Source organism: Pseudomonas sp. FME51, from assembly GCF_014897305.1.
Map to the genome: position 1 here is coordinate 51,395 of NZ_JABUYN010000018.1, position 24,823 is coordinate 76,217.

Here is a 24,823-nt window from a genome sequence, read left to right on the forward strand (position 1 = left end):
TTGGCTTGCGCGTTGAAGGTTGGGTTATCCTACCCCACTTCCGGCACTCGCGGTAATCACAGGACATCACATGTACATCGCGCAACGTTCACTCCTGCTCAGCCTCTTTCTGCTGATCTTCGGTCTGGCCGGCAGCATTCAGGCCAGCGAGACTCGACAGCCCACCCATGAATTCACGCTGGATAATGGCCTCAAGGTCATAGTGCGTGAGGATCATCGTGCACCTGTGGTGGTCTCACAGCTCTGGTATCGCGTGGGCAGCAGTTACGAGCCGCCCGGGCGTACAGGAATGTCGCATGCGCTGGAACACATGATGTTCAAGGGCAGCGAGCGATTGGAGCCGGGGCAGGCATCGCGCCTGCTGAGCAGCCTGGGCGCGCAGGAAAACGCCTTCACCAGTCGTGATTACACTGCCTACTATCAGATTCTCAGCCGCGACCAACTGGCCATTGCTCTGGAACTGGAAGCCGAGCGCATGCATGGTCTGACCCTGCCGGAGGACGAGTTCCTGCGCGAGATGGAAGTCATCAAGGAAGAACGCCGCCTGCGCGTCGAGGACAATCACAACAGCCTGGCCTATGAACGCTTTCTGACCCAGGCTTACATGGCCAGCCCCTACGCCCAGCCAGTGATCGGCTGGATGCATGACCTGGACCGCCTCACCGTCGACGATCTGCGCGAGTGGTACCGCCTGCATTACCAGCCTGGCAACGCCATTCTGGTGGTGGTCGGTGATATTCAGGTGGATGAAGTCCGCCATCTCGCCGAGCGCTATTTCGGCCCGCTATCCAATGCCCCTACTACGCCACCCAAGGCCCCGCTGGAGCTGCCCGGTGGCAGCGAGCGCAGCCTGACCCTGCACCTGCCGGTGCAGATGCCCAGCCTGTTGCTTGGCTTCAACGTACCCAGTCTGAGCACTGCTGCTGAAGCCTGGGAAGTCCATGCCCTGCGCCTGCTCGAAGGCGTGCTCGACGGCGGCTACAGCGCCCGCCTGGCCAGCAACCTGGAGCGCGCGCAGTCCACCGCCACCTCGGCCTCCGCCAGCTACGACGGTTTCACCCGGGGAGATACCCTGTTCCTGCTGACCGGCATTCCCAATCAGTCTCGCGATGTCAGCCTGGAGCAACTGGAACAGGCGCTCTGGGAGCAGATCGACGAGCTCAAGCAGAACCCGCCCAGTGCGGAAGAACTGAACCGGGTGCAGGCGCAGATGACCGCCGAGCTGGTGTATGCCCAGGACAGCATCAGCCACCAGGCCAACCAGATAGGCATGCTGGAAAGCATCGGACTGCCCTGGACCCTGCTCGACGAAGATGTGGCCGCGCTGGAAGCCATCACGCCTGAGCAGGTCAGTGAGGTGGCACAGCGTTATCTGGTTCCCGAGCGCCTGACCCGCGCCCATGTTCTGCCCGCTATCACCGAGGAGAAGCACTGATGACTGCTGTTAAATCCAACCGGCCCGGCTCGCGGACTCTGCTAATGCTGGTGGTACTGGCGGTCATCGTGATGGTCCTGTTCCTGCTGCGTGATTCCGCCCCGCAAGCACCGATCACCTCCATGGATACCAGGCAGGCCGAGCAACCCGTCAGCGCCGCGCAGATCGAAGCGGAACCCGATGCGGTGGTGGCCGAGCTGCTGCCCGAGCTGGACTCGTTGCAGCAGGTCGATCTCGACCAGCCACCGGCCCGTCGCGCTCTGGATCTGCAACACTGGACCACCGAGCAGGGCACGCGGGTGTACTTCATGCAGGCCGAAGAACTGCCCATGCTCGATGTGCAGCTGTTGTTCGCCGCCGGGGCCAGCCGCGATGGTGAATTGCCGGGCTTGGCCACCATGACCAATGCCATGCTCAATGAAGGTATCGAAGGCAAGGACGCCGGGGCCATTGCCGCCGGTTTCGAACGCCTGGGCGCGCAGTTCTCCAACAGTTCGCACCGTGACATGGCGCTGACCGGCTTGCGCACGCTGACTGCCACCGACAAGCTCGACCCGGCGCTGGCCCTGTTCGCCAATGTCATTGCCCGCCCCAGCTTCCCCGAGGACGCCTTCGAGCGCCTGCGCAATCAGCTACTGGCCAGTCTGCAATTCAGACTGCAGCGCCCCGCGGCGCTGGCCAGTGAAGCTTTCTGGGCCGATCTGTATCCACAGCATCCCTACGGCAGTCTGCCTGAAGGCCAGCCCGACAGTTTGCAACAGCTGACACCGGAGATACTGCGCGACTTCCATAGCCAGTATTACGCCGCCGGTAACGCGGTGATCGCCCTGGTCGGTGATATCAGCCGTGACAGCGCCGAACGCCTTGCCCAACGTCTGGCCGATGCCCTGCCACAGGGACCAGCGGCGCCGGTCATCAACGATCCGCAACCGATTGCCTCCAGCCACCGGCATATCGACTTCAATGGTCAGCAGACCCATGTACTGGTGGGCCAACATGGCATCAGTCGTCACGATCCGGACTACGCCGCGCTCTATGTCGGCAACCAGATTCTCGGTGGTTCGGGCTTCGGTTCGCGGCTGATGCAGGAGATCCGCGAAAGCCGCGGCCTGTCGTATTCGGTAAGCAGCCGGCTGATCCCGATGCAGGCCACCGGCCCGGTGATGGTCAGCATGCAGACGCGCGCCGACCAGGTTGATCTGGCGCTGGAAGTCATTCACCAGAGCCTCGACGCCTTCATCAATGAAGGTCCGACCGAGGCCGAGCTGACCCGTACCAAGCGGCAGATCAACGGCGAGTTTCCATTGAGTACCGCCAGCAATGCCTCTATCGTCGCCCAACTCGGCATGATCGGTTTCTACGAGCTGCCGCTCAATCACCTGCAGCTGTTCCTCGACCAGGTACAGGCGCTCACGGTAGATGACATTCGCGCGGCATTTGCCCGTCATTTCCACCCGGAGCAACGCCTGGTAATCACCGTCGGTCCGGCCATGGTTCTGCAGGAGACCGCACCACCAGAGACTGACGAGTCCGAATTCCCTGTATCGCCCATAACGGAGCCAGACGCATGAAGCAACAGAACCGCCCGAGCCAGTTGCGCGTCATCGCCGGAGAATGGCGCAGCCGACGTTTCAGCTTCACCGAGCAACCCGGCCTGCGACCCACGCCCGACCGGGTACGGGAAACCCTGTTCAACTGGTTGAGCATGTACATCGAAGGCGCACGCTGCCTCGACCCGTTCGCCGGCAGCGGTGCCCTGACACTGGAAGCACTGTCGCGCGGCGCAGCCCACGCGCTGGCCTGCGACACAAGCCGGGATGTGGTTACCACGCTGCGCGGCCACCTGCAGACATTGCAGTGCGATCGCGGCGAGATTCGCCTGCAGGATGCCATGAGCCTGCTCGCCGGCACGCCAGGGGCGCCTTTCGATCTGGTATTTCTCGACCCGCCGTTTCATCAGGACCTGCTGGTTCCTGCCTGCACCGCGCTGGAAGACAACGGCTGGCTGACCCCCGATGCGCTCATCTACACCGAGAGCGAAACCCCGCCGGACCGCTTGCCCTTTCCAGCGAGCTGGCATCTGCACCGCGAGAAGAAGGCCGGAAAGGTCTGGTACAGCTTGTGGCAGCGTCGCGAGGGATAGTCCGCAGACGGCACTGGCCCACAGGGCCATCCTGCACGGACGACCGGCCTGATATGTGTTTTCCGTTTGGCCGCGACAGGGTCATTACGCTACCATCTGCGCTCCGGCACAACAGGCAGAGATAAAGCCAATATGAATACTGTTCTCTATCCCGGCACCTTCGACCCCATCACCAAGGGTCATATGGATCTGGTCGGCCGTGCAGCCAAGCTGTTCGATCGTGTAGTGGTGGCTGTCGCTGCCAGCCCGAAAAAGAATCCGGCCTTCACGCTCGAGCAGCGCGTAGAGCTGGCCCGTGAGGTCCTCAAAGATTACCCCAACGTCGAAGTCGTGGGTTTCTCCACCTTGCTCGCGCACTTCGCCGATGAAGTCGGCGCCAATGTGCTGCTGCGCGGCCTGCGTGCAGTATCGGATTTCGAATACGAATTCCAGCTAGCCAACATGAATCGCCAACTGGCCCCCGAAGTGGAAAGCCTGTTCCTCACGCCTTCGGAGAAGTATTCTTACATCTCGTCCACCCTCGTCCGCGAAATTGCCTCACTGGGTGGCGATGTCACCAAGTTTGTTCATCCGGCAGTACACGAAGCCCTGCTCAAGCGCTTCAACGGCTGAACGACAGTTCCCCGGAGTTAATTGAATGGCCCTGATCATTACCGACGACTGCATCAACTGCGACGTCTGCGAACCGGAATGCCCTAACGGGGCCATTTCCCAGGGCGAGGAAATCTACATCATCGACCCCAGCCTGTGCACTGAATGCGTCGGCCATTTCGACGAACCCCAGTGCCAGCAGGTGTGTCCGGTCGACTGCATACCTCTTGACCCCAACCGGGTCGAAAGCCAAGAGGAATTGATGGAAAAATACCTGACCCTCACCAGCCCCGAATGAATATGTTCCGTCACCTGCTGACCCTGTCGCTGCTGCTGAGTCTGACGGTTGCCAGCACGGCACAGGCAGCAGCGGTACCCGGTCAGCAGGCCGTCGCCAGCGCGCACCCGACCGCTACCGAAGCCGGTCATCTGATCCTCGATCAGGGCGGCAATGCATTTGATGCGGCCATTGCCGTCGCTGCCACTCTGGCCGTCGTTGAGCCCTACGGCTCCGGGATGGGTGGCGGTGGTTTCTTTCTGTTGCGCCAGCCAACCGATAGCGCCCCCCATTATCGGTTTATTGATGCCCGGGAAACCGCCCCTCTGGCCGCTCATCGCGACATGTACCTGGACCGCTCCAACGAGCCCCAACGGGTGATCAACGGGCCGCTGGCTGCCGGTATTCCAGGGCTGCCGGCAGCCCTGGTGCATCTGGCTGAGCACTATGGCGAACTGCCCCTGAGTCAGAGTCTGGCACCCGCCATTGCTGCCGCCGAGCAGGGCTTTGCCGTGGGTGAAAGTTACCGCATGCTGGTCGGCTTCAGACTGGAGGCCATGCAGCAGGACGCCGAAACCGCGCGTATCTTCCTGCATAACAACCAAGCACCTGCACGTGGCAGGCTGGTCCGCCAGCCCGATCTGGCCGAGACCCTGCGCGCCCTCGCAGCAAAGGGGCATGACGGTTTCTATCGCGGGCCGGTCGCCGCACGCCTGATTGCCGGCGTCGAAGCCGCAGGTGGAATCTGGCAGAGCGCGGACCTGGAAAGCTACCGAGTGATCGAGCGCGAACCGATCCGCTTCAGCAGCCATGGCATCGAGGTCATCAGCGCTCCGCCACCCTCGGCCGGGGGCATTGCTCTGGCGGGTATCCTGCAAGGACTGGAAAGCCTGCCTCGGGCGACCCCAGGCTCGGTGCAATGGACACACCAGCTGGTCGAACTGATGCGCCGCACCTACCGTGACAGGGCCATTTTGCTGGGGGACAGCGATTTCGTTGAAGTACCAACCGAGAAACTGGTCTCCGCCGAGCATGCTCGCCAACTGGCGGCCAACATCGACCCTGAGCGCGCCACGCCAAGCAGCGAGCTGGGCGAGCCACACGGCTTCCAGGAAGGCACCAACACCACGCACTTCTCGCTGATCGACCGTCATGGCAATGCCGTGGCCGCCACACTCAGCGTCAACCTGCCCTTCGGCGCCGCTTTCACCGTGCCCGGCACTGGCGTACTGCTGAACAACGAAATGGACGATTTTGCCGCCGACCCGTCCGGCAAGAACAGCTATGGACTGGCTGGCAGCGAAGCCAACGCCATCACCCCAGGCAAGCGTCCGCTGTCGAGCATGACGCCGACCATGCTGGAGAATACCGAGCAACTGGCGATACTCGGCACACCCGGCGGCAGCCGCATCATCAGCATGGTATTGCTTGGCGCGCTGCAGGCCATGGAGAGCAAGCCGGTGCGGGACTGGGTCAGCCGCCCGCGCTTTCATCATCAGTATCTACCCGACCACATTCAGGTCGAAGATCACGTCTTCACCGCCGAACAACAGCGCGCACTGGAAGCCATGGGCCACAGCATCAAGCCGGTAGGCCGGGATTATGGCGATATGCAAGCGTTGCACTGGAATAAGCAGCAAGGTGAAATCAGCGCCGCCAGCGACCCCAGAGGCGAAGGGCTGGCCACCGTCAAACGAGCGATCAAAACAGACTGACGGTCTGACCGAGCCGGCATGGGGCACAACCCGCTGTCGGCTCAGCTACACCAACCAAGCTCTGTCAGAGGTTGTCGTGCTGCTGCTTGTGACCGTAGCCGGTCTTGGTGCAACCCAGGCAGCGCATGAAGGTCTCACGACCCGGGCGAACCACCAGCTCCTGGCCCGCTTCGGCAGTATTGCCTGCCAGTGCGGTGAAGGGCAGACTGACAATGAAGGCAGCCGCTCCCACTGCCGTTATCGCGGCTCCGATCGGCCGGGCAATGATCAGATCACCGACCATGGCGAAGATGCCGGGGTTCTCGACATTTTCCTGATAACCATAGTTGGCCTCGGTGGCCATGACATTGCCTGCGAGTAGCAGACCGGCGAGCAGAGCGGTGGTGTGACGTAACAGGCGCATATTAGTAATCCCTGGTTGTGAGCCCGATAGGCGTTGAAATCATGATGCGGCCCCCTTCCCGGGAATCTACATCAAGCCTCATTGTAGGCATATTCAGATCATTTCGGAACGCGGCAACTGAAAATTGCCAACCAGTGCAGAAAAGCAGCAGGAATCAATGCTGACATTTGCGGCAGAACACACTGCTGCGCTGGCCCAGACGGCATTCCGAGAGAGTCGTCCCACACAGTTTGCACAGCTGCCCGGCGCGGCCATACACGAAGAGTTCTTGCTGGAAATAGCCGGGTTTGCCGTCACCGCCGATAAAATCCCGCAGGGTGGTGCCGCCGCTGTCGATGGCTCGCCCCAACACCTTCTTTATCTCTTCGGCCAGCTCCTGATAACGCGCACGGCTGATCCGTCCTGCCTCACGGCGCGGATCGATGCCTGCTGCAAACAGGGCCTCGGTTGCGTAGATATTGCCCACGCCGACCACGACCGCGTTATCCATGATGAAGGGTTTGACCGCGATACTGCGTTTGCGCGACAGCTGATACAGTCGTTCACCATCGAATTCCGCCGACAGCGGTTCAGGGCCGAGTCGGGCCAGAAGCGGGTGCTGCTCTCCGGCACGCTGCCAGAGCATGGCACCGAAACGGCGCGGGTCGGTGTAACGCAGGGTCAGGCCGGAGTCCAGTTCGATATCCACATGCTCGTGCTTGAGCACTGGCGTATCGACCGGCACCAACCGCAGGTTGCCGGACATACCCAGATGACTGATCAGGGTGCCACCACCGATATCCATCAACAGGTATTTGGCCCGCCGGCGGATGGCGGTGAAGGTCTGGTTCTCGATCTGGATCGCCAGATCCTCGGGAATCGGCCAGCGCAGACGCGCGTCGCGGACGATCAGCCGCGTCACTCGATGGCCTTCCAGGTGCGGAGCAATACCGCGGCGGGTGGTTTCAACTTCAGGTAATTCAGGCATGATCTCAGGAATGCAGCCAATGGACGATGAACAATAGCAGCAACAGCAGCGGTAGCGCACTGATGACGAAGCGACCATTCCAGACGAATGCCACCCTATTGGGCTTTTCGCCACTGTAGCGCGCCAGAATCAGCGTGGACGGACCGAAAGGTGAGAAGATCATGGCGATCGAGAAGCCGCACATCAGCCCCAGCGCCGGCGTCATGATCGGCACGCCCAATCGCGCCAGTTCCGCCAGCAGGCCGACCAATAATGACAGCGAGACAATAGGCGCCACCCCCGCCATGGCCAGCAGGATGATGCCGAACAGGCTGCCCACCGCCAGCAACATATTGTATTTCGGCTCCTGCGCCAGCCAGATTGCCAGTTCCTCCAGCGGCGCAACGGCACCCAGCGCGCCGCCCATCAGCGCGGCGCAGCCGAAGATGAACATCTCGTTGTGCATGGTGATCAGGTTGTCGCTGATTTCGTTCAGCACCCGCCGCGGCGAGCGTTCGCACCACAGCAGATAGCTGGCGATCCCGACCGGAATCAGGATCATCGCCGCCTGGGATGGCGTCAGCACCGTCAACCAGGCCAGCACGCCAATGGCCGTCAGTCCGAGCAGGCTGCCGACCAACAGCGCGCCCATGCCTGCGGCGCGACTGCTGTCACCGATGTTCTCGCGCAGCCTCAGCAAACCACCAGTCTCCCGGCGCCAGCCCACCAGCATCAACAACAGCGCGGCCGCCAGGCCGTAGGGGACCATGGTCGCCCAGGACAGCTGGGGCATTTCACGGGTGACCATGGCGATGGTCACACTGGTGGGCGCCACCAGCGGCACCAGCGCAAAGCCACGCAAGGTGGTGACCATGACGGCGCGCATGCCTTCACGGCGTTGTTCGTCGTTCAGGGCATATTGGCGCAGGTGCTGGTCGAGGGTGCCACACAGCAGACTCATCATGCCGAAATTGAGAATCGAGCCGATGCTGCCGGAGGTCAGCACGTAGCGTGGATACAGCCAGATCGCCGGCCCAGCCAATAGCGCTTTGTGCATCTCGCGCAGGTGCGGCAGTCGCTTGGCCAGCAGTTGCATCAAACCCAGTGCACCGAGAAAGCTGGCGTAATAGGCACCCGACGCCGCCAGCCGTCCCCACAACGCAGGATCGCCCTCCCCGAGCAGCGGCACCGCCAACAGCAGGCCGACAGTGAGCAGACCGAGAATGCGTGGATAGGGCAGCAGCCGCCGAAAATGCAGGACAAAATAACCCGCCAGTGCCGCCGCGGCGAACCAGCTCAGTTGCGGCCATTGTCCGGCCAAGGCGACCAGCTCGAGGCCGACACCCAGCGGCAACAACCATGCCGTCACGGCAAATCTCTGCGCAGCGCACCCTGTTTGAAAACACCATCGGCAAAACCGAGCAGCGTGTCATTCTCATCAAGCAGATCACAGCTGGCCATAAAGATCTTGTATCCTCCCTTGCGGCAAGTCGCTACCGCACGGACCCGGCTACCCGCGCCAGCTACGGCGCTGAAATTGACGTTCATGGACAGGGTGATGGCGACGCGGCGATCCTGGGGATCTGCCGCGTAGGTGCCGCACAGTCCCATGGCAATATCCATCAGACTGGCAGTCACCCCGCCATGCAGATTGCTGGCATTGTTCAGATGTTTTGCTTCCAGGGTCAGCCCGATCACCGCTCGGTCCGGCCCGTATTCCAACAGCTCAGCACCCAACTCCTGAAAAAAACCGGTCACGGTGCGTTGTACGGCCAGATTCTGGTCTTCACTCATGGATGATCGTCTCCCAATGCGATTCACTGCCTGGTCTTGTCTGCATTACAGCGGGTCGGCAGTATGCCACGGACCACAGCACGCGTAACGGTTCTGCTGAGCAGCTTATAGAGCGTCATAAGCCGCCCGGCTTGCACTCATGCGTCACAGGATTTAATCTCGCTCCACTTTAAACGAAATATGGTTCCGCATAGCGGAACAGAGTAACCGAGGAGCCTGAGTATGTTCAACCGGATTGGTGTTATCGGCGCCGGCGCCATGGGCCGAGGTATCGCCCAACTGTTCGCCAGCAGCGGCCAACAGGTGCTGCTGTTCGACACCCGTGCCGAAGCCATCGAGGATGCTCTGGCGTTCAACCGCAACCTGCTGCAACGCCAGGTCGCCAAGGGCAAACTGAGCGAGGCGGAGTTCGAAGCGGTCAATGCACGCATGCAGCCGGCAGCCGAACTGGAGCAGCTCAAGGATTGCGATCTGATCATCGAGGCCATTGTCGAGATCCTCGAAGTGAAGCAGAAGCTGTTCACCGACCTGGAAGCCATCGTCAGCGAAGACTGCCTGTTGGCCACCAACACCTCCTCGCTATCGGTCACCCGTATTGCCGCTGGCTGCAATCGCCCCGAACGGGTTGCTGGCTTCCACTTCTTCAACCCCGTGACGCTGATGAAGATCGTCGAGGTGGTGCGTGGATCGCGCACCGACGAGCGCTACATCAAAGGCCTGGTCGAACTGGCGGAAAAGGCCGGTCACTTCCCGGCGATCACGCCCGACACCCCCGGCTTTCTGGTCAACCATGCCGGCCGTGCCTTCGGCACCGAAGCCCTGCGTATGCTCAGCGAAGGGGTGGCTACGGCCCAGCAGATCGACCGTATCCTGCATGATGGCCCGGGTTTCCGCATGGGGCCCTTCGAGCTGTTCGATCTGACCGGGCTGGACGTATCCCACGCGGTGATGGAGTCGGTGTACGAGCAGTTCTATCACGACCCGCGCTACACCCCATCCTTCATCGCCGGCCAGCGCGTTGCCGCCGGCCTGCTGGGGCGCAAGACCGGCCAGGGCTTCTACCGTTACGAAGAAGGTCAGAAGATCGAGCAACCCGAACAGGCGCCGGAGACCGTGTTGATCAACCGCCCGTTCTGGCTGCAGAGCGATGACCAGAGCCTGCGCAGCCAGGTCACTGCCGTGTTGCAGACTGCTGGTGCTACGCTGGAGAGCAGCGAACAACCGTCCGCCGACGCCATCTGCCTGATCACGCCGCTGGGCGAAGACTGCACCGCAGCCCTGACCCGCCAGAATCTACCCGCCGCCCGCACCCTGGCGCTGGACAGCTTCGCCAACTGGGACAAGCGTCGCACCTTGATGCGCCAGCCCGCTGCCGATGCCAATGTGGTCGCCCAGGCACGTCAGGCGCTGGCCGCCGACGGCGTACCGGTTGAACTGATCAATGATTCCCCCGGTTTCGTCATCCAGCGGCTGATTGCCAGCGTGGTCAATCTCGGCTGTGAAATCGCCCAGAAAGGCATTGCCACGCCGGAGACGCTGGACCGCGCCATTCAGCTGGCGCTGGGCTACCCGAAAGGCCCGCTGGCCTTCGGCGAGCATTACGCTAAGCAGACCATTCTGACCGTGCTGACCAATATGCAGGCGGTGTACGGTGAGCCACGCTACCGTCCCAGCCCCTGGCTGCGCCGGCGCGTGCAGCTGGACCTGCCGCTGACCACCCCCGATTCCCAGGAGTAAACCGATGACTGCTTATATCTATGATGGCCTGCGTTCCCCCTTTGGCCGCCACGCCGGCGCGCTGGCCCCGGTACGCCCCGATGATCTGCTGGCGGACGTGATCCGTGCCGTTGTCACCCGTAATCCTTTCGCCGGTGACGACTACGAAGACGTGATCATGGGCAACACCAACCAGGCTGGCGAAGATGCGCGCAACGTTGCCCGTCACGCTGGGCTGCTGTCCGGACTGCCACAGGAAGTCGCCGGCGTTACCGTCAACCGCCTGTGCGGTTCCGGTCTGGCCGCGATCCTGGATGCTGCCCGCGCGGTGAAAGCCGGAGAAGGCGAACTCTTCGTTGCCGGTGGCGTGGAAAGCATGAGCCGCGCGCCCTTCGTCATCGCCAAGAGCGAGAGCCCCTATGCTCGCGAGTTCCGCGCCTTCGACAGCACCATAGGTGCGCGCTTCCCCAACCCCAAGGTAGAGTCCGAGTACGGCGACGACACCATGCCGCAAACGGCGGATAACGTCGCTGCCGACCAGGGCATCACCCGTGCAGAAGCTGATACCTACGCTGCCCGCAGCCAGGCAATGTACGAAAAGGCCCGCGCTGACGGCTTCTTCGCTGAAGAAATCCTGCCTATCGAAGTACCCCAGGGCCGCAAGAAGCCGAACAAGGTGGTCGATCAAGACGAACATCCGCGTCCATCCAGCGACATGGCCGCACTGTCCGGTTTGCGTCCGCTGTCCGAAGGCGGCGTGGTCACTGCGGGTAACGCCTCCGGCGTCAACGACGGTGCCGCCGCACTGATCATCGGCAGCGAAGCCATCGGCCAGAAGTATGGCGTCAAAGCCCGTGGTCGCATCCTTGCCGGCGCTGTTTCCGGTGTGGCACCGCGGGTCATGGGCCTGGGCCCGGTCGAAGCCTGCAGGAAAGCGCTGGCCCGCGCAGGCCTGACGCTGGACGACATGGACGTGATCGAGATTAACGAAGCCTTCGCCTCCCAGGTACTGGGCTGCGCCAAGCAACTGGGCATCGCCTTCGACGATCCACGCCTGAACCCCAACGGCGGCGCCATCGCCGTCGGCCACCCACTGGGCGCCTCCGGCGCACGTCTGACGTTGACTGCGCTGCGTCAGCTGGAGCGCACCGGCAAGCGTTATGCGCTGGTCAGCCTGTGTATCGGGCTGGGTCAGGGTGTGGCAGCGGTGATTGAGCGCGTTTGACAGCTCCTTTCCCCCTCCCCCCTCGCGGGGGAGGGGGATCACCCTCCCGCTACAATTGAACACAGTCACCCGGAACTTCTGACCTGCCCCCAACCTCTGCTATGGTATTGATCCCATCGAACCGGAAGCACCCTGATGTATGTGAATACCAATCCCTTTGAATGGCTGGGCCAGGCCTTTGGCACACTGGTCAGGCTGATTGTTGATGGCCTTGCCTGGGTGTTCGATATGCTCAGCGGTGCCAGCACCGCCTTCGTCAACGGTTTTTCCCGCGCACTGGGCATTGATAGCAGCATCCTCAGCATCGCCTTTGTCGTGCTCGGGCTGTTTCTCATCTATCTTGGTGTCAGCTCATTTCTCAAAAAGCGCTTTATCGGCGGTGTGATCTGGCTGCTGCTCGGGCTGTGGTTACTGAGCAGTCTGATTCGCTGATCTGCCGCGCACCGATCATCCCAATAGCAATGAAAGGAGAACATCATGGGTTTTGCCTTGAATCTTGATCTGCAACTGACCAGCAGCGCCTTTGCGGCTGATGGCGCCATCCCCACCAAACATACTGGCGAAGGTGAAGATGTTTCACCGGCGCTGAGCTGGGCCAATGCCCCTGCAGACACCAAAAGCTTTGCGGTGATCTGCCATGACCCGGATGCCCCGCTGGTGTCGGCCAATGGTACTTACGGTTTCGTGCACTGGGTGCACTACAACATTCCCGGCAATATCACCTCGCTCCCCGAAGGCTGCAAGCAGCACACCGACGGCCTGACCAACTTCGGCAAGGCCGGCTACGGTGGCCCCATGCCTCCGGAAGGCCATGGTCAGCACAAGTACTATTTCTGGGTGCTGGCACTGGATGCCGAACCGAATCTGCCGGAAGGTCTGAGCTTGTGGGAGCTATTGGCTAAAATCGAGCCGAACACCCTGGCCATGAACCGCCTGGTGGGTACCTACCAGCGCGGTTGAATGCCGCTGCAGCGGGTATCCACCGGATGCCCGCTCAGCTGCTCACCGAGCGCCAGGCTGCCTCTGCCAGTATTTCCCGGTAGGCTTTGGGTGGAGTCTTCGCTCGGCCTGATAGCCATTGCCGGCAGTAGCTCTCCGACTGACCGATGATCAGTGAAGCTCTCAACTCAGTAGGCCAATCCTGCAATTGAGTGCCCTGCTCGCGCTCTGCCAGCCACTGCGCCACCTGTCTGCCGCGCTCGCTATTGCGGCGAGCCAATTCCTCCCCGTGGGGGCCCTTGCTCACCGACGAATAAGCCTGGTACTGAAAGCGCGCCCAGTCCGGCTGCGCCTCCACCCAATCCACATAGCTGTACACCAGCGCGGCAATGCCGTCGCGCAAGCTATCTGCCTGTTCAAGATAGTCCTGCATCAATTGCTGCTGATCTTCCAGCGCGGCAAGAAATAACGCCGCCACCAGACCATCCTTGTTGCGAAAATGATGGTAGATGGCGCCGACACTGGTATCGCATTGCGCCTTGATCATATCAATGGTGGTCGCCTCCACCCCATGGGCATTAAAACACTGCAACGCCTGCACCAGGATGTCGCGCTTGAGTTGGGCCCGTCTACCGGGGAATCGGCGTTCGAGAATGCTGGCGTTGATCATGGGTGCGGACGTGCTCCGGTTTTCTGTTGACGGCGCGGCACCATCATGTCCCTGCGCCAGAAGCCTGTGATGGTAAAACACCGCGCGAGGAACCGGTATGGTTGACCCAGAAAGAATAACAGAATAATGTTCTGTAACGGAATATAATTCTGCATTCCGTTCTTCAGGAGCAGCCCCATGAGTAATACATTGAACGCCTTCAACAGTTTCGGCTCGGAAAAATTCAGCGCCATGACCTGCCAGATGGCGCCTTATTTCAGCACCATCAACCCCCTGGTTGTCGCCCTTCGCCCCGGCTATGCCGAAGCCACCGTGCCGTTTCGCCGCGAAATCACCAATCATCTGGGTACGGTGCACGCCATTGCCTTGTGTAATGCCGCTGAGTTGACCGCCGGCCTGATGACCGATGCCTCCATCCCCGCCGGTGCCCGCTGGATTCCCAAAGGCATGACCGTGGAATATCTAGCCAAGGCGAAAACCTCAGTGCGTGCCGTTGCCGATGGCAGCGATGTGGATTGGGATACCGCTGGCGACAAGATCGTCACAGTGGCAGTGTTCGATGAACAGGAACAGCAGGTATTCACTGCCCGCATCACCATGAACGTCAAACTGTAACCCGCTGCAAAAGCTGCTCCGGCTGCCGGAGCAGTGCTCTGACTCTGTGACAAGGCCTAATCATGACTGAAGTAAACGTATCCTCCCACGCCTTCGACCAGGCAATCCGTCTGGTTCCAACCGAGCCCAATCAGTTCCGCGGCCATACCTCTGAGCCCTACGCGAACATGGTCGGGCCCTTCGGCGGTATTACCGCAGCAACGCTGCTCAATGCCGTCCTGCAACACCCGGAAAGTATCGGTGAGCCGGTTTCGTTGACAGTGAACTTCGCTGGGCCGATCGAGACCGGTGAATTCACTATTGAAGCGGTGCCGGTGCGCACCAATCGCTCCACCCAGCATTGGACACTGCAACTGCGCCAGAATGGGATGGTTGCTACCACTGCGACGGTATTTTGTGCGATGCGCCGGGAAACCTGGTCAGAGCAGGAACTCAAAGCCCCTTCGGCGCCAGCCCCGGAAAGCCTGGAACAACTGCCAACCGAAGGCCGACGCGGCTGGATCAGCAATTATGATTTTCGCTTTGTGAGCGGTAGCTACGACCCAGCCCGCCCCTACGAATCAGCCAGTTCCCGCAGCCTGCTGTGGATCCGTGACGATCCGCGCCGGGCTTTGAACTTCCCGGCGCTGACCGCGATCGGCGATAGCTTCTTTCCCCGGCTGTTCACCCGCCGCCAGCAATTCGTTCCCATCGGCACTGTGTCGCTGACGCTGTATTTTCATACCGACAGCGCACAACTGAGACAGATCGGCGATGACTATCTGCTGGCCGAAGCAGTCGCCAACCAGACCCGTAACAATTACTTCGACCAGAGCGCGCATCTATGGTCGAGAGATGGACAGTTATTGCTGAGCACGACGCAGATCGTTTATTACAAAGAATGAGGAGCAGACCATGCAGGATAAACAATACGCCACGCTGGAAGCAGTACGCGAGCGAGCCGCAGCCAGGCGGTGTGTCGTTGCGAGGTCTATACCGTCAGCAATGGCGAGGAGAAGTTGTGCGCCGCCGCGCAGGCGACCATCGCCCTGTTACCCAAGCCGGTCACCTGATGCCGCATCATCGCCGTCATGCATGACGGCGGATTCATACTGCCATATCAGCTTGCCGCATCATCCCAGCCTGCCTAGGATGAGCGGTTCAGCAAGCTTGCCAATGGATAAACGATAATGAGTAGCAGCCACGCCTTCGATCAGGCCATCAATCTGACTCCCATCTCCAACAACCTATACCAGGGCAAGACCAGTGAAGCCTTTCAGAACATGGTCGGCCCGTTTGGCGGGACCACCGCCGCTACCCTGCTGAATGCGGTATTGCAGCATCCGCAGCGGCTGGGCGACCCGGTGTCCCTGACCGTCAACTTCGCCGGGCCGGTGGCCGAGGGCGGTTTCGAGGTGGAAGCTACCCCGCTGCGCACCAATCGCTCAACCCAGCACTGGTTGCTGCTGCAAAAGCAGAATGGTGAGGTGGTCACCAGTGCTACCGCGTTCTTCGCCATTCGTCGGGAAACCCATTCGGAACAGCAGTCAGCGGCCCCGCAGGCGCCTGCACCCGAGACCATACCGCGGCTTGATATCAGCATACGCAACTGGTTCAAGCAGTATGATTTCCGCTTTGTGCATGGTATTCTGCTGATGCCGCGTCCGGCAGAGCAGCCGAGCGATACCGAGTCCTTGCTGTGGGTACGCGACTATCCCGAGCGGCCATTGGATTACACATCGCTGACCGCGTTGGGTGACGTGTTTGCCCCACGCATCTTCCTGCTCCGTGAAAGCTTTACCCCCTCTGGCACTGTGTCCATGACGCACTACTTCCACGCTACCAGCGAGGAATTGGCTAAGATCGGTACGGGTTTCCTGTTGGGCCGGGCTCAGGCCTCGCGACTGCACAACAACTACGCAGACCAGGTCGCCCACCTGTGGTCAGAGGACGGTGTATTGCTGCTGACCAGCACCCAGTCGGTGTATTTCAAGGAGTAGCAACTGACGCAAAGGCTGAAGGTTTGAAAACCATCAGCCGCGTGAAGCATGTGGAAAGGCTGGGCGGCAGGGTTGTGCCGACCGTCGGTTGCCAAGGATGGCGACCGCGAGCCTCCATGGAAGGATTCACGGCGTGTCGGCACAGCCCTGCCGCCCAGCCTTTTTCCTGCAGGCACGGATAAAAGACACTAAGCGGACTGTAGTCCCATCAACGCCGCCACTACCTCGGCCCGTAGCGGCGCATTGAGCAATTGGCGGGTTTCCCGATAGGCTTTGCGATCCAGGGTAGCCAACTGTCTGGCCTTGTCTCTGGCACGCCCCAGCAACTCACCACCGGTAGCCAGCTCATCATAGAAGCCTGCTTGCAGCGCCTGCTCAGGGTTCAATATCTGCGCCTGCAGTGCGCAGCGGTTGAGCCACTGCGGCGCCAATCGGCGGGCCTGGGGCATGGCGGCATCAGGCATGGTCATGCCGATGGCCACTTCATTCAGACCGATACTGAACGCGCCTGCTGCACCGATGCGGTAGTCGGCCAGCAGCAACATGAAGGCCGCTTTAGCCATGGCATGACCGGTGCTGGCAATGACAACCGGCGCGGGATAATCCAGCAGCGCCAGGGTCAGGCGGTCGCCAGCAGCGCGCATCGCGTCGCAAGCCGGCCCACCCGCGGCGATCAGCTTGCGATCGTAGCCGCCACTGAAACAGCCGGCCCGACCATAGATAACCAGTGCTGCATCCGCCTGGGCCGCCTCGGCGATGGCCGCCAACAGGCTTCCCAGCATCTGTTCGGACAACGCATTGACCTTGCCATCGTCAAGCGCGATCTCCGCCACGCCATCAGCGATGCTCAGCGACAGGCTCATGCGCTCACCTCTGCCCGCGCCTCATCGCGCAGTACCCGGCGCAGCAGCTTACCGACGGTGGATTTGGGCAGATCGTCACGGATCTCGATGAAGCTCGGCACCTTGTAACCGGTCAGCTGTTCGCGGCAATGAGCAATGATTTCAGCTTCGGTCAGACCCTTGACGTGCAAGCTGACAAACAACTTGATGGCTTCACCCTTGCGCTCGTCCGGCACGCCCACCGCTACACATTCGCGAATCCCCGGATGCCGCATGACTGCGTCCTCCACCTCATTGGGGTAAACGTTGAAGCCGGATACCAGGATCATGTCCTTCTTGCGGTCGACCAGTTTGAGGAAACCGTCTTCGTCGATCACACCGACATCACCGGTCTTCAACCATCCGTCTGCGGTAAAGGTTTCCGCCGTCGCCTCAGGGCGATTCCAGTAGCCCTGCATCACCTGCGGGCCGCGGATCAGCAACTCACCCGGCTCACCGGTCGGTACTTCGTTACCCACGTCATCGACAATCTTCATTTGGGTGTCGATGACCGCCTGGCCGATATAGCCTTCCTTGTAGGGTGTGTTGCCCGTGGAGGCGACCACCACTGGAGAGGTCTCGGTCATGCCGAAGCCTTCACGAACAACACTACCGGTGCGCTCGAACCAGCGCTGGGCCACCGCCAGATTCAAGGGTGCACCGCCGGAGTTGACCCACTTCAGACGACTGAAATCAATGCTGTCGAACTGTGGATGAGCCATCAGCGATACAAACAGGGAATTGATACCGGTGAGCAGGGTGATTTGATGCCGCTGCATTTCGGCAATCATGCTGTCCAGATCCCGCGGGTTGGTAATCAGCACACTGTTGAAGCCGGTGAACACCGAGGCCAGGCAATTCGCGGTGAAAGCAAAGATATGGTACAGCGGCAGCGGCGACACCCGCACCTCGTTGCCATATTCCACTTCACCCGGCTTGATGATGCTCACGGCCTGCAACACGTTGTACAGCAGGTTGGCGTGGGTCAGCATGGCGCCTTTGGACACACCCGTGGTACCGCCGGTGTATTGCAGCACCGCCAGGTCATCCAGACCACGTACCTGCTCGACTTCCGGCAGCGCCTTGCCAGCGGCCAGAGCAGCCATGAAACGGGTCACATCCGGCTCGTCACTGTGCTCCTGCGGATGGCGCCAGTCATCCAGACTGGTGACAATCAATCGCTCAATGGCGGTGTCACCCTGAACGCTGCGTACCAGCGGCACCAGTTTGTCGAGCACCACCACTGCCTTGGCACCTGAATCAGCAAACTGATGCCGGGTTTCCGGGGCGGTGTACTGAGGGTTGGTGTTGACGATGACCAGGCCGGCCTTCAGGGCGCCGAAGATGGTCACTACATACTGCAGCAAATTGGGTAGCTGAATGGCCAGCCGATCGCCCGGCTGCAATCCCGCCTCGTGACGCAGGTAGCGGGCAAAGGCATCGGCATGCTCTCTCAACGCCGTGAAACTCACCGAATCTGCACCACAGGAAAATGCCGGTTTATCGCCGTAGTCATGACAGGCCTGCTCCAGCAGGTCATGAAGGCTGGTATGACCGAGCTCGGCCAGTCGGCCGGCAACAACGCAGGATTCTGTAGTGGACATCGAGACCTCTTTGTGGACTATTATTTTGCACAGCGGAATACAATACCAAAAGATGCTATTCTATCCTCCACGGCTGTGCAATCATTGGTACAAATCAAAACAATACCGCTGTGCAGGATGCACGCTGCTGGTATCGTTCCGCCGAACACACAATAGTAGCTTGGCACCGACCCAGCACCACACGGATGCCCCCTCTTTCAAGGTAAGAGTGTTTTATGAACGACGATCAGGCAGAACAAACCCCACCCAAGGACCGTAAATTTGTCGAGGCGCTGTCTCGTGGACTCGATGTCTTGCGGGCTTTCAGTCAGGGCTCGGTGGTCATGGGCAATCAGGATATTGCCCGGATCACCGGTCTGCCCAAGCCTACCGTATCGCGCATGACCTATACGCTGACCAAACTCGGTTATCTGGCCTATTCGCCACAGCTGGAGAAGTATCAGCTGGACTCCGGTGTGTTAGCACTCGGTTATGCCTACGTGTCGAATCTGCGGGTACGCCAGCTGGCCAAGCCCTATCTGGATGAATTCGCGCGTAACACCAACACCTCCGTAGGTCTGACTTGCCGCGACCGGCTGTCGATGATCTACGTCGAGAATTGCCGCCCCGCCGAAATCACCTCCCTGCGCATGGACGTTGGCGTGCGCCTGCCGCTGGCGACCACCGCGGCCGGGCGCGCCTATCTGGCTGCCATGAAGGAAGAGGAGCGCCGGCATGTGATGAGCTCGCTGGCCGCGCGTAACCCTGACACCTGGCCGGAGCTGGAGAAACAGCTGGAGCAGGCCTTCAAGGACTATGAACAGTACGGTTTCTGTCTGTCGCTGGGCGACTGGGATCGCAACGTGAATGCGGCCGGTGTGGCCCTGCATCTGCAGGACGGCACGCTGATGGCGCTGACCTGCGGCGCGCCGACCTATCTGGTGTCCGAAGACAAACTGAAGAACCAGTTGGCGCACCAGCTGGCCATTCTCGCCGGGGATATCCAGCGACTCGGCGTGTAATCATCAATGGACGTTATGGGACACCATTTACCAACGGGCATCGACAACACGCAGTAAGTTTTGTATTTTGCCATGCGAAACGTAGTTTCATTATTTCGCACAATGAAACTGATCTGATTCACAGGAGGTTCAGCATGTCGGACGTGGTCACACTGGAGCGGCAAGGCGCCGTTGCCGTTATCAGAGTCAACAATCCGCCAGTCAACGCCTTGGGCGTGGCGGTCCGTGAAGGTCTGCAGAACAGCTTCAACGCTGCCGAGGCCGATGCTCAGGTCAAAGCCATCGTGCTGGTTTGCGAAGGCAACACCTTCATTGCCGGCGCCGACATCAAGGAATTCGGCAAGCCACCGCAGGCCCCGAGCCTGCCCGATGTGATCAGCGGCATCGAGGCCGGCAGCAAGCCGAGCGTCGCCGTGATCCACGGTACCGCCCTGGGTGGCGGCCTGGAAGTGGCCCTGAGCTGCCATTACCGTATCGCTCGCAAAGACGCCAAGGTTGGCCTGCCGGAAGTCAAACTCGGTCTGCTGCCGGGCGCTGGTGGCACCCAACGTCTGCCACGTGTAGTCGGTGTGGCCAAGGCACTGGACATGATCGTCAGCGGTGCGCCAATCGGCGCCGTGGAAGCCAACGAGTTGGGTGTGGTGGATGAGCTGTTCGACGGCGAACTGCTGTCCGCCGGTCTGGCCTTCGCTGAAAAACTCATCGCCGAAGGCAAAGGTCCACGCCGCACCGGTGAGCGTACCGACAAGCTGGAAGGCGTAGACAATGCCGCCGCAGTTGCCGCCAAACGTGCCGAAATCGAAAAGAAGACGCCCGGCGTGTTCTCGCCACAACGCTGCGTATCCGCCGTTGAAGCGTCCTTCACCCTGCCGCTGGCTGAAGGCCTCAAGCGTGAACGCGAGCTGTTCGCCGAGTGCCTGGTATCGCCGCAGCGCGCCGCGCTGGTACACGCTTTCTTCACCGAGCGCCTGGCCTCCAAGGTCGACGGTCTGGCCAAGGATACCCCGGTACGCGAGATCAAGTCCGCCGGTGTCATCGGTGGCGGCACCATGGGTGTCGGTATCGCCATGTGCTTTGCCAATGCCGGTATTCCGGTGAAGATTCTCGAAATCAGCGCTGATGCCCGTGACAAGGCCATCCAACGTGCCCGCGACACCTATGGCATGAGCGTCAAGCGTGGCAGCCTGACCGAGGCGGCTCTGGAAAAACGCATGACCCTGGTCAGCGGCGTGACTGATTATGCTGATCTGTCCGATGTGGACGTGGTCGTCGAAGCGGTTTTCGAAGAGATGGGCGTCAAGCAGAAGGTCTTCGAAGCGCTGGATGCCAACTGCAAGCCCGGCGCCATTCTGGCCAGCAATACCTCGTCACTGGACTTGAACCAGATCGCCCAGTTCACCAAGCGCCCGCAAGACGTTGTCGGCCTGCACTTCTTCAGCCCGGCCAACGTAATGCGCCTGCTGGAAGTAGTGCGTGGCGAGAAGACCAGCGATGACGTGCTGGCCACCGCCATGTCCATCGGCAAGAAGCTGAAGAAAGTCGCTGTGCCAGTTGGCGTGTGCGACGGTTTTGTCGGCAACCGCATGGTGTTCCAGTACGGCCGCGAGTCGGAGTTCCTGCTGGAAGAGGGTGCCACGCCCGAACAGGTGGATGCCGCGCTGCGCAAGTTCGGTATGGCCATGGGCGCCTTCGCCATGCGCGATCTGTCCGGACTGGATATCGGCCTGGCTATTCGTACCCGCCAGCGTCAGACCCTGCCTGCCGAATTCAAGCTGCCGACCATTCTCGACAAGATGGCCGAAGCCGGCATGCTCGGACAGAAGACAGGCAAGGGCTTCTATGTCTATGAAAAAGGTTCGCGTACTCCGCTGCCGAACCCGGAATTGCCAGCCATCCTCGAAGCCGCTTCAAAAGAGCAGGGTGTCGAGCGCCGCGAACTGTCCGATGAATACATCATCGAACGCACCATGTATGCGCTGATCAACGAAGGCGCGAAGATCCTGGAAGAAGGCATCGCCCAGCGCGCCAGCGATATCGACGTCATCTATATCAACGGCTACGGCTTTCCGGCGCATCAGGGCGGCCCCATGTTCTATGCTGACGCCGTCGGCCTGGATCGCGTATATGCCCGCATCTGCGAATTCCACGAGCAACTTGGCGCCTGGTGGAAGCCGGCTCCCTTGCTGGAAAAACTGGCCAAAGAAGGCCGCAAGTTCGCTGATCTCTGATTAACGTACGGCCGGCAACGCCGGCCGTCACGCTCGAACAACAACGAGGACCCAACATGGAAATCCATTACACAACTGAACAACTCGCCTTCCGTGACGAAGTGCGTGCATTCCTCAAGCAGGAACTGCCGGCGGACATCGCAGCCAAGGTCAAACTCGGCAAGCATCTGGCCAAGGCCGATCACGAACGCTGGCAGCAGATTCTGTCGAAGAAAGGCTGGTACGCGCCAGGCTGGCCGGTAGAGCACGGCGGCACTACTTGGGACGCCGTGGAAAAGCACATCTTCGATGAAGAATCCTCCGCTGCCGGTGCGCCACGCACCATTCCCTTCGGCGTCAACATGGTCGCTCCGGTGATCATCAAGTTCGGCACCGAAGCACAGAAGCTGCAATATCTGCCGCGCATTCTGTCCGGTGAAGACTGGTGGTGTCAGGGTTACTCCGAGCCGGGCGCCGGTTCCGACCTGGCCTCGCTGAAGACCCGTGCAGTACGCGACGGTGATCACTATGTGGTCAATGGCCAGAAGACCTGGACCACCCTGGGTCAGCACGCCAACATGATCTTCTGTCTGGTGCGTACCGATCCGGAAGCCCAGCAGCAGCGTGGCATTTCCTTCCTGCTGATCGATATGGCCACCCCGGGCATCACCGTGCGGCCGATCATCACTCTGGAAGGCGATCACGAAGTCAACGAAGTGTTCTTCGACGACGTGCGCGTACCGGTGGAAAACCTGGTTGGCGAAGAGAACAAGGGCTGGACCTGCGCCAAGTACCTGCTGACCCACGAGCGTACCGGCCTGGCGGGTATCGGCGCCTCCAAGGCTGCGCTGAGCCACCTGAAGAAGGTTGCCTCCAAGCAGCAGAAGAACGGTAAATCGTTGATCGAGGATGTGATGTTCCGCAGCCAGATCGCCGAAGTCGAAATGCAATTGATGGCTGCTGAAATGGGCACCCTGCGCATTGTCGCTGCGGCTTCCGAAGGCGGTGTTCCCGGTGCGGAAAGCTCGATCCTCAAGGTGCAGGGCACAGAAATCCGTCAGGCCATCACGCACTTGCTGCGCAAGGCCATCGGCCCCTACGCCCTGCCCTTCCTGCCGGAAGAACTGGAGGGCGACTATGCCGGCGAATGGCTGCTGGAAGATTACAGCGCGGCATTGGCCTCGTCGTACTTCAACATGCGCAAACTGTCGATCTTCGGCGGATCCAATGAGATCCAGAAGAATATCGTCTCCAAAATGATTCTCGAACTCTAAGGAGCGCCGACCATGGACTTCAAATTGACTGAAGAGCAGCAGATGCTGCAGGACACCGCGGCCCGCCTGGTACGCGACGTTTACACTTTTGAAAAGCGCCTGGAGTTCAGCGCCAGCGAAGCCGGTTTCAGCACCGCTTTCTGGCAACAGCTGGGCGAACTCGGCCTGACCGCCATCCCCTTCTCTGAAGAGCTGGGCGGCTTTGGCGGCACCGGTGTGGAAACCATGTTGATCATGGAGCAGTTCGGTCGCGGCATCTGCCTCGAACCTTACATGGAATCGGTAGTTCTGGCTGGCGGCCTGATCGGTCAGCTGGGCAATGACCAGCAGAAGGAAGAACTGCTGGGCGCCATCGCCAGCGGCGAGCTGCAGGCTGCCGTGGCACTGGAAGAACTGCACAGTCACTATGTGTTGAACGACGTTCAGAGCACTGCCAAGCAGAACGGCAGCAGCTGGACAGTGAGTGGCCGCAAAGGTGTGGTCATCGGTGGCCATACTGCCGGCAAGATTCTGGTATCGGCACGTACCGCGGGTGATGTGCGCGATCAGCAGGGCATCAGCCTGTTCATCGTCGACCCGAACGCCGCAGGCGTCACCCGTCGCGTCTATGCCACCGCGGATGGCCGCAAGGGCTGCGAACTGTTCCTGGACAACGTTCAGGGCGAGCTGCTGGGCGACGCCGGTGATGCCTATGACGCCATCCGCTACCAGAGCGGCCGCGCCATCGCTGCACTGTGCGGCGAAGCGGTCGGCGCCATGCGCACCGCCTGTGACCTGACCCTGGATTACCTGAAGACGCGCAAGCAGTTCGGTCAGCCGATCGGCAAGTTCCAGGTTCTGCAGCACCGCATGGTCGATATGATCAGCGAGCTGGAACGCGCCACCTCCATGGCTATCCTGGCAGCCTGCCTGGCTGATGACGATGACAGTGAAGAGCGTACCGCCAAGCTCGCCGCCGCCAAGTTCATCGTCAACCGCGCCGCCCGCGCTGTTGCCGAACAGTCGATCCAACTGCATGGCGGCATCGCCATGACCTGGGAGTATAACGGCGCGCATTATGCCAAACGCCTGGTCATGATCAGCCATCAGTTCGGTGATGATGATCATCACCTGGAAGCCTACGCCAACCAGCTGGTTGTTGCCTGAGGCTACCCCTGAGGCCGGAAAACCAGGTGTTTATCCTGTTTTTCCGGCCAATTCATTTCAATTTGGCGGCCTGGGTACTATCGAACACGAAAAGTGCCCGGTATGCTAAGACCCCTTTTTAATGTCATGCGCCCATCGGGCGTCTCACAGACTTGCGGAGGACTAACGTCCATGAAAATCCTCGTCGCCGTAAAGCGCGTGGTCGATTACAACGTCAAGGTTCGCGTCAAAGCGGACAACTCCGGCGTCGATCTGGCCAACG

24 protein-coding genes and 1 pseudogene are annotated in these 24,823 nt (G+C 60.6%); 18 read left to right on the forward strand and 7 right to left on the reverse strand.

Annotation, left to right across the window (positions count from 1 at the left end):
• Positions 1 to 70: 70 nt before the first annotated feature.
• From INT39_RS21060 to ggt, 6 genes are all read left to right on the forward strand, one after another.
• The gene (locus INT39_RS21060; RefSeq protein WP_193075930.1) at positions 71 to 1,435 is read left to right on the forward strand and encodes a M16 family metallopeptidase; all 1,365 of its coding nucleotides are present in this window, start codon (positions 71 to 73) and stop codon (positions 1,433 to 1,435) included.
• On the forward strand, positions 1,435 to 3,006 hold the full coding sequence (locus tag INT39_RS21065) for a M16 family metallopeptidase (RefSeq protein WP_193075931.1): 1,572 nt from the start codon (positions 1,435 to 1,437) through the stop codon (positions 3,004 to 3,006). Before INT39_RS21060 ends, INT39_RS21065 begins: the two co-directional genes overlap by 1 nt.
• A complete protein-coding gene (gene rsmD / locus INT39_RS21070) occupies positions 3,003 to 3,578 on the forward strand; it encodes a 16S rRNA (guanine(966)-N(2))-methyltransferase RsmD (RefSeq protein ID WP_193075932.1) in 576 nt (191 codons plus the stop codon). The genes INT39_RS21065 and rsmD overlap by 4 nt, the downstream gene beginning before the upstream one ends.
• 132 nt (positions 3,579 to 3,710) lie before the next feature.
• Positions 3,711 to 4,190, forward strand: a complete 480-nt coding sequence (gene coaD / locus INT39_RS21075) for a pantetheine-phosphate adenylyltransferase (protein WP_193075933.1) — start codon at positions 3,711 to 3,713, stop codon at positions 4,188 to 4,190.
• A gap of 25 nt (positions 4,191 to 4,215) precedes the next feature.
• Complete coding sequence (locus INT39_RS21080; protein WP_193075934.1) at positions 4,216 to 4,467, forward strand: YfhL family 4Fe-4S dicluster ferredoxin; 252 nt, start codon at positions 4,216 to 4,218, stop codon at positions 4,465 to 4,467.
• 2 nt (positions 4,468 to 4,469) lie between these two features.
• Positions 4,470 to 6,161: a gamma-glutamyltransferase gene (ggt, locus tag INT39_RS21085; RefSeq protein WP_193075957.1), complete on the forward strand. Its 1,692-nt coding sequence runs from the start codon at positions 4,470 to 4,472 to the stop codon at positions 6,159 to 6,161.
• 64 nt (positions 6,162 to 6,225) lie between these two features.
• Here ggt and INT39_RS21090 read toward each other — a convergent pair whose 3' ends face one another.
• The 4 genes from INT39_RS21090 to INT39_RS21105 all read right to left on the reverse strand — a co-directional run bounded on the left by INT39_RS21090 (position 6,226) and on the right by INT39_RS21105 (position 9,304).
• A complete protein-coding gene (locus INT39_RS21090) occupies positions 6,226 to 6,504 on the reverse strand; it encodes a hypothetical protein (RefSeq protein WP_413468958.1) in 279 nt (92 codons plus the stop codon).
• A gap of 214 nt (positions 6,505 to 6,718) precedes the next feature.
• Positions 6,719 to 7,531: a bifunctional DNA-formamidopyrimidine glycosylase/DNA-(apurinic or apyrimidinic site) lyase gene (gene mutM, locus INT39_RS21095; protein ID WP_193075936.1), complete on the reverse strand. Its 813-nt coding sequence runs from the start codon at positions 7,529 to 7,531 to the stop codon at positions 6,719 to 6,721.
• Between the two features lie 4 nt (positions 7,532 to 7,535).
• Positions 7,536 to 8,879 carry a hypothetical protein gene (locus tag INT39_RS21100; RefSeq protein ID WP_193075937.1) on the reverse strand — a complete coding sequence of 448 codons (1,344 nt, stop codon included), beginning with the start codon at positions 8,877 to 8,879 and terminating at the stop codon, positions 7,536 to 7,538.
• The gene (locus INT39_RS21105) at positions 8,876 to 9,304 is read right to left on the reverse strand and encodes a PaaI family thioesterase (RefSeq protein WP_090275045.1); all 429 of its coding nucleotides are present in this window, start codon (positions 9,302 to 9,304) and stop codon (positions 8,876 to 8,878) included. The genes INT39_RS21100 and INT39_RS21105 overlap by 4 nt, the downstream gene beginning before the upstream one ends.
• 222 nt (positions 9,305 to 9,526) lie before the next feature.
• Here INT39_RS21105 and INT39_RS21110 point away from each other — a divergent pair, with 222 nt between their 5' ends.
• From INT39_RS21110 to INT39_RS21125, 4 genes are all read left to right on the forward strand, one after another.
• Complete coding sequence (locus INT39_RS21110; RefSeq protein ID WP_193075938.1) at positions 9,527 to 11,041, forward strand: 3-hydroxyacyl-CoA dehydrogenase; 1,515 nt, start codon at positions 9,527 to 9,529, stop codon at positions 11,039 to 11,041.
• 4 nt (positions 11,042 to 11,045) lie between these two features.
• Positions 11,046 to 12,245, forward strand: a complete 1,200-nt coding sequence (locus tag INT39_RS21115) for a 3-oxoadipyl-CoA thiolase (protein WP_193075939.1) — start codon at positions 11,046 to 11,048, stop codon at positions 12,243 to 12,245.
• 135 nt (positions 12,246 to 12,380) lie between these two features.
• Positions 12,381 to 12,677: a hypothetical protein gene (locus INT39_RS21120; protein WP_193075940.1), complete on the forward strand. Its 297-nt coding sequence runs from the start codon at positions 12,381 to 12,383 to the stop codon at positions 12,675 to 12,677.
• Between the two features lie 45 nt (positions 12,678 to 12,722).
• A complete protein-coding gene (locus tag INT39_RS21125; protein ID WP_193075941.1) occupies positions 12,723 to 13,205 on the forward strand; it encodes a YbhB/YbcL family Raf kinase inhibitor-like protein in 483 nt (160 codons plus the stop codon).
• 34 nt (positions 13,206 to 13,239) lie between these two features.
• Here INT39_RS21125 and INT39_RS21130 read toward each other — a convergent pair whose 3' ends face one another.
• The gene (locus tag INT39_RS21130) at positions 13,240 to 13,854 is read right to left on the reverse strand and encodes a TetR/AcrR family transcriptional regulator (protein WP_193075942.1); all 615 of its coding nucleotides are present in this window, start codon (positions 13,852 to 13,854) and stop codon (positions 13,240 to 13,242) included.
• A 177-nt stretch (positions 13,855 to 14,031) separates the two neighbouring features.
• Between INT39_RS21130 and INT39_RS21135 the strand changes: the two genes are divergently transcribed.
• The 3 genes from INT39_RS21135 (at position 14,032) to INT39_RS21145 (ending at position 16,448) form a co-directional block, all read left to right on the forward strand.
• Positions 14,032 to 14,469: a hotdog fold domain-containing protein gene (locus tag INT39_RS21135; protein ID WP_193075943.1), complete on the forward strand. Its 438-nt coding sequence runs from the start codon at positions 14,032 to 14,034 to the stop codon at positions 14,467 to 14,469.
• Between the two features lie 62 nt (positions 14,470 to 14,531).
• Positions 14,532 to 15,353, forward strand: a complete 822-nt coding sequence (locus INT39_RS21140; RefSeq protein WP_193075944.1) for an acyl-CoA thioesterase — start codon at positions 14,532 to 14,534, stop codon at positions 15,351 to 15,353.
• Between the two features lie 285 nt (positions 15,354 to 15,638).
• Positions 15,639 to 16,448, forward strand: coding sequence for an acyl-CoA thioesterase (locus INT39_RS21145; RefSeq protein ID WP_193075945.1), 810 nt, complete (start codon positions 15,639 to 15,641; stop codon positions 16,446 to 16,448).
• Positions 16,449 to 16,636: 188 nt separating this feature from the next.
• Here the strand turns inward: INT39_RS21145 and INT39_RS21150 are convergent, their stop codons facing one another.
• Both INT39_RS21150 and INT39_RS21155 read right to left on the reverse strand, forming a co-directional pair.
• The gene (locus tag INT39_RS21150) at positions 16,637 to 17,311 is read right to left on the reverse strand and encodes a crotonase/enoyl-CoA hydratase family protein (protein WP_193075946.1); all 675 of its coding nucleotides are present in this window, start codon (positions 17,309 to 17,311) and stop codon (positions 16,637 to 16,639) included.
• Positions 17,308 to 18,933: an AMP-binding protein gene (locus INT39_RS21155; protein WP_193075947.1), complete on the reverse strand. Its 1,626-nt coding sequence runs from the start codon at positions 18,931 to 18,933 to the stop codon at positions 17,308 to 17,310. The genes INT39_RS21150 and INT39_RS21155 overlap by 4 nt, the downstream gene beginning before the upstream one ends.
• A 215-nt stretch (positions 18,934 to 19,148) precedes the next feature.
• Between INT39_RS21155 and INT39_RS21160 the strand changes: the two genes are divergently transcribed.
• The 5 genes and pseudogenes from INT39_RS21160 to INT39_RS21180 all read left to right on the forward strand — a co-directional run.
• Positions 19,149 to 19,934, forward strand: coding sequence for an IclR family transcriptional regulator (locus INT39_RS21160; RefSeq protein ID WP_193075948.1), 786 nt, complete (start codon positions 19,149 to 19,151; stop codon positions 19,932 to 19,934).
• 134 nt (positions 19,935 to 20,068) lie between these two features.
• The gene (locus INT39_RS21165; protein ID WP_193075949.1) at positions 20,069 to 22,162 is read left to right on the forward strand and encodes a 3-hydroxyacyl-CoA dehydrogenase NAD-binding domain-containing protein; all 2,094 of its coding nucleotides are present in this window, start codon (positions 20,069 to 20,071) and stop codon (positions 22,160 to 22,162) included.
• Between the two features lie 56 nt (positions 22,163 to 22,218).
• Positions 22,219 to 23,415, forward strand: coding sequence for an acyl-CoA dehydrogenase family protein (locus INT39_RS21170; protein ID WP_193075950.1), 1,197 nt, complete (start codon positions 22,219 to 22,221; stop codon positions 23,413 to 23,415).
• 12 nt (positions 23,416 to 23,427) lie between these two features.
• Positions 23,428 to 24,561: an acyl-CoA dehydrogenase family protein gene (locus tag INT39_RS21175; RefSeq protein ID WP_193075951.1), complete on the forward strand. Its 1,134-nt coding sequence runs from the start codon at positions 23,428 to 23,430 to the stop codon at positions 24,559 to 24,561.
• Positions 24,562 to 24,732: 171 nt separating this feature from the next.
• Positions 24,733 to 24,823, forward strand: a pseudogene (locus INT39_RS21180) (electron transfer flavoprotein subunit beta/FixA family protein); the annotation flags it as partial.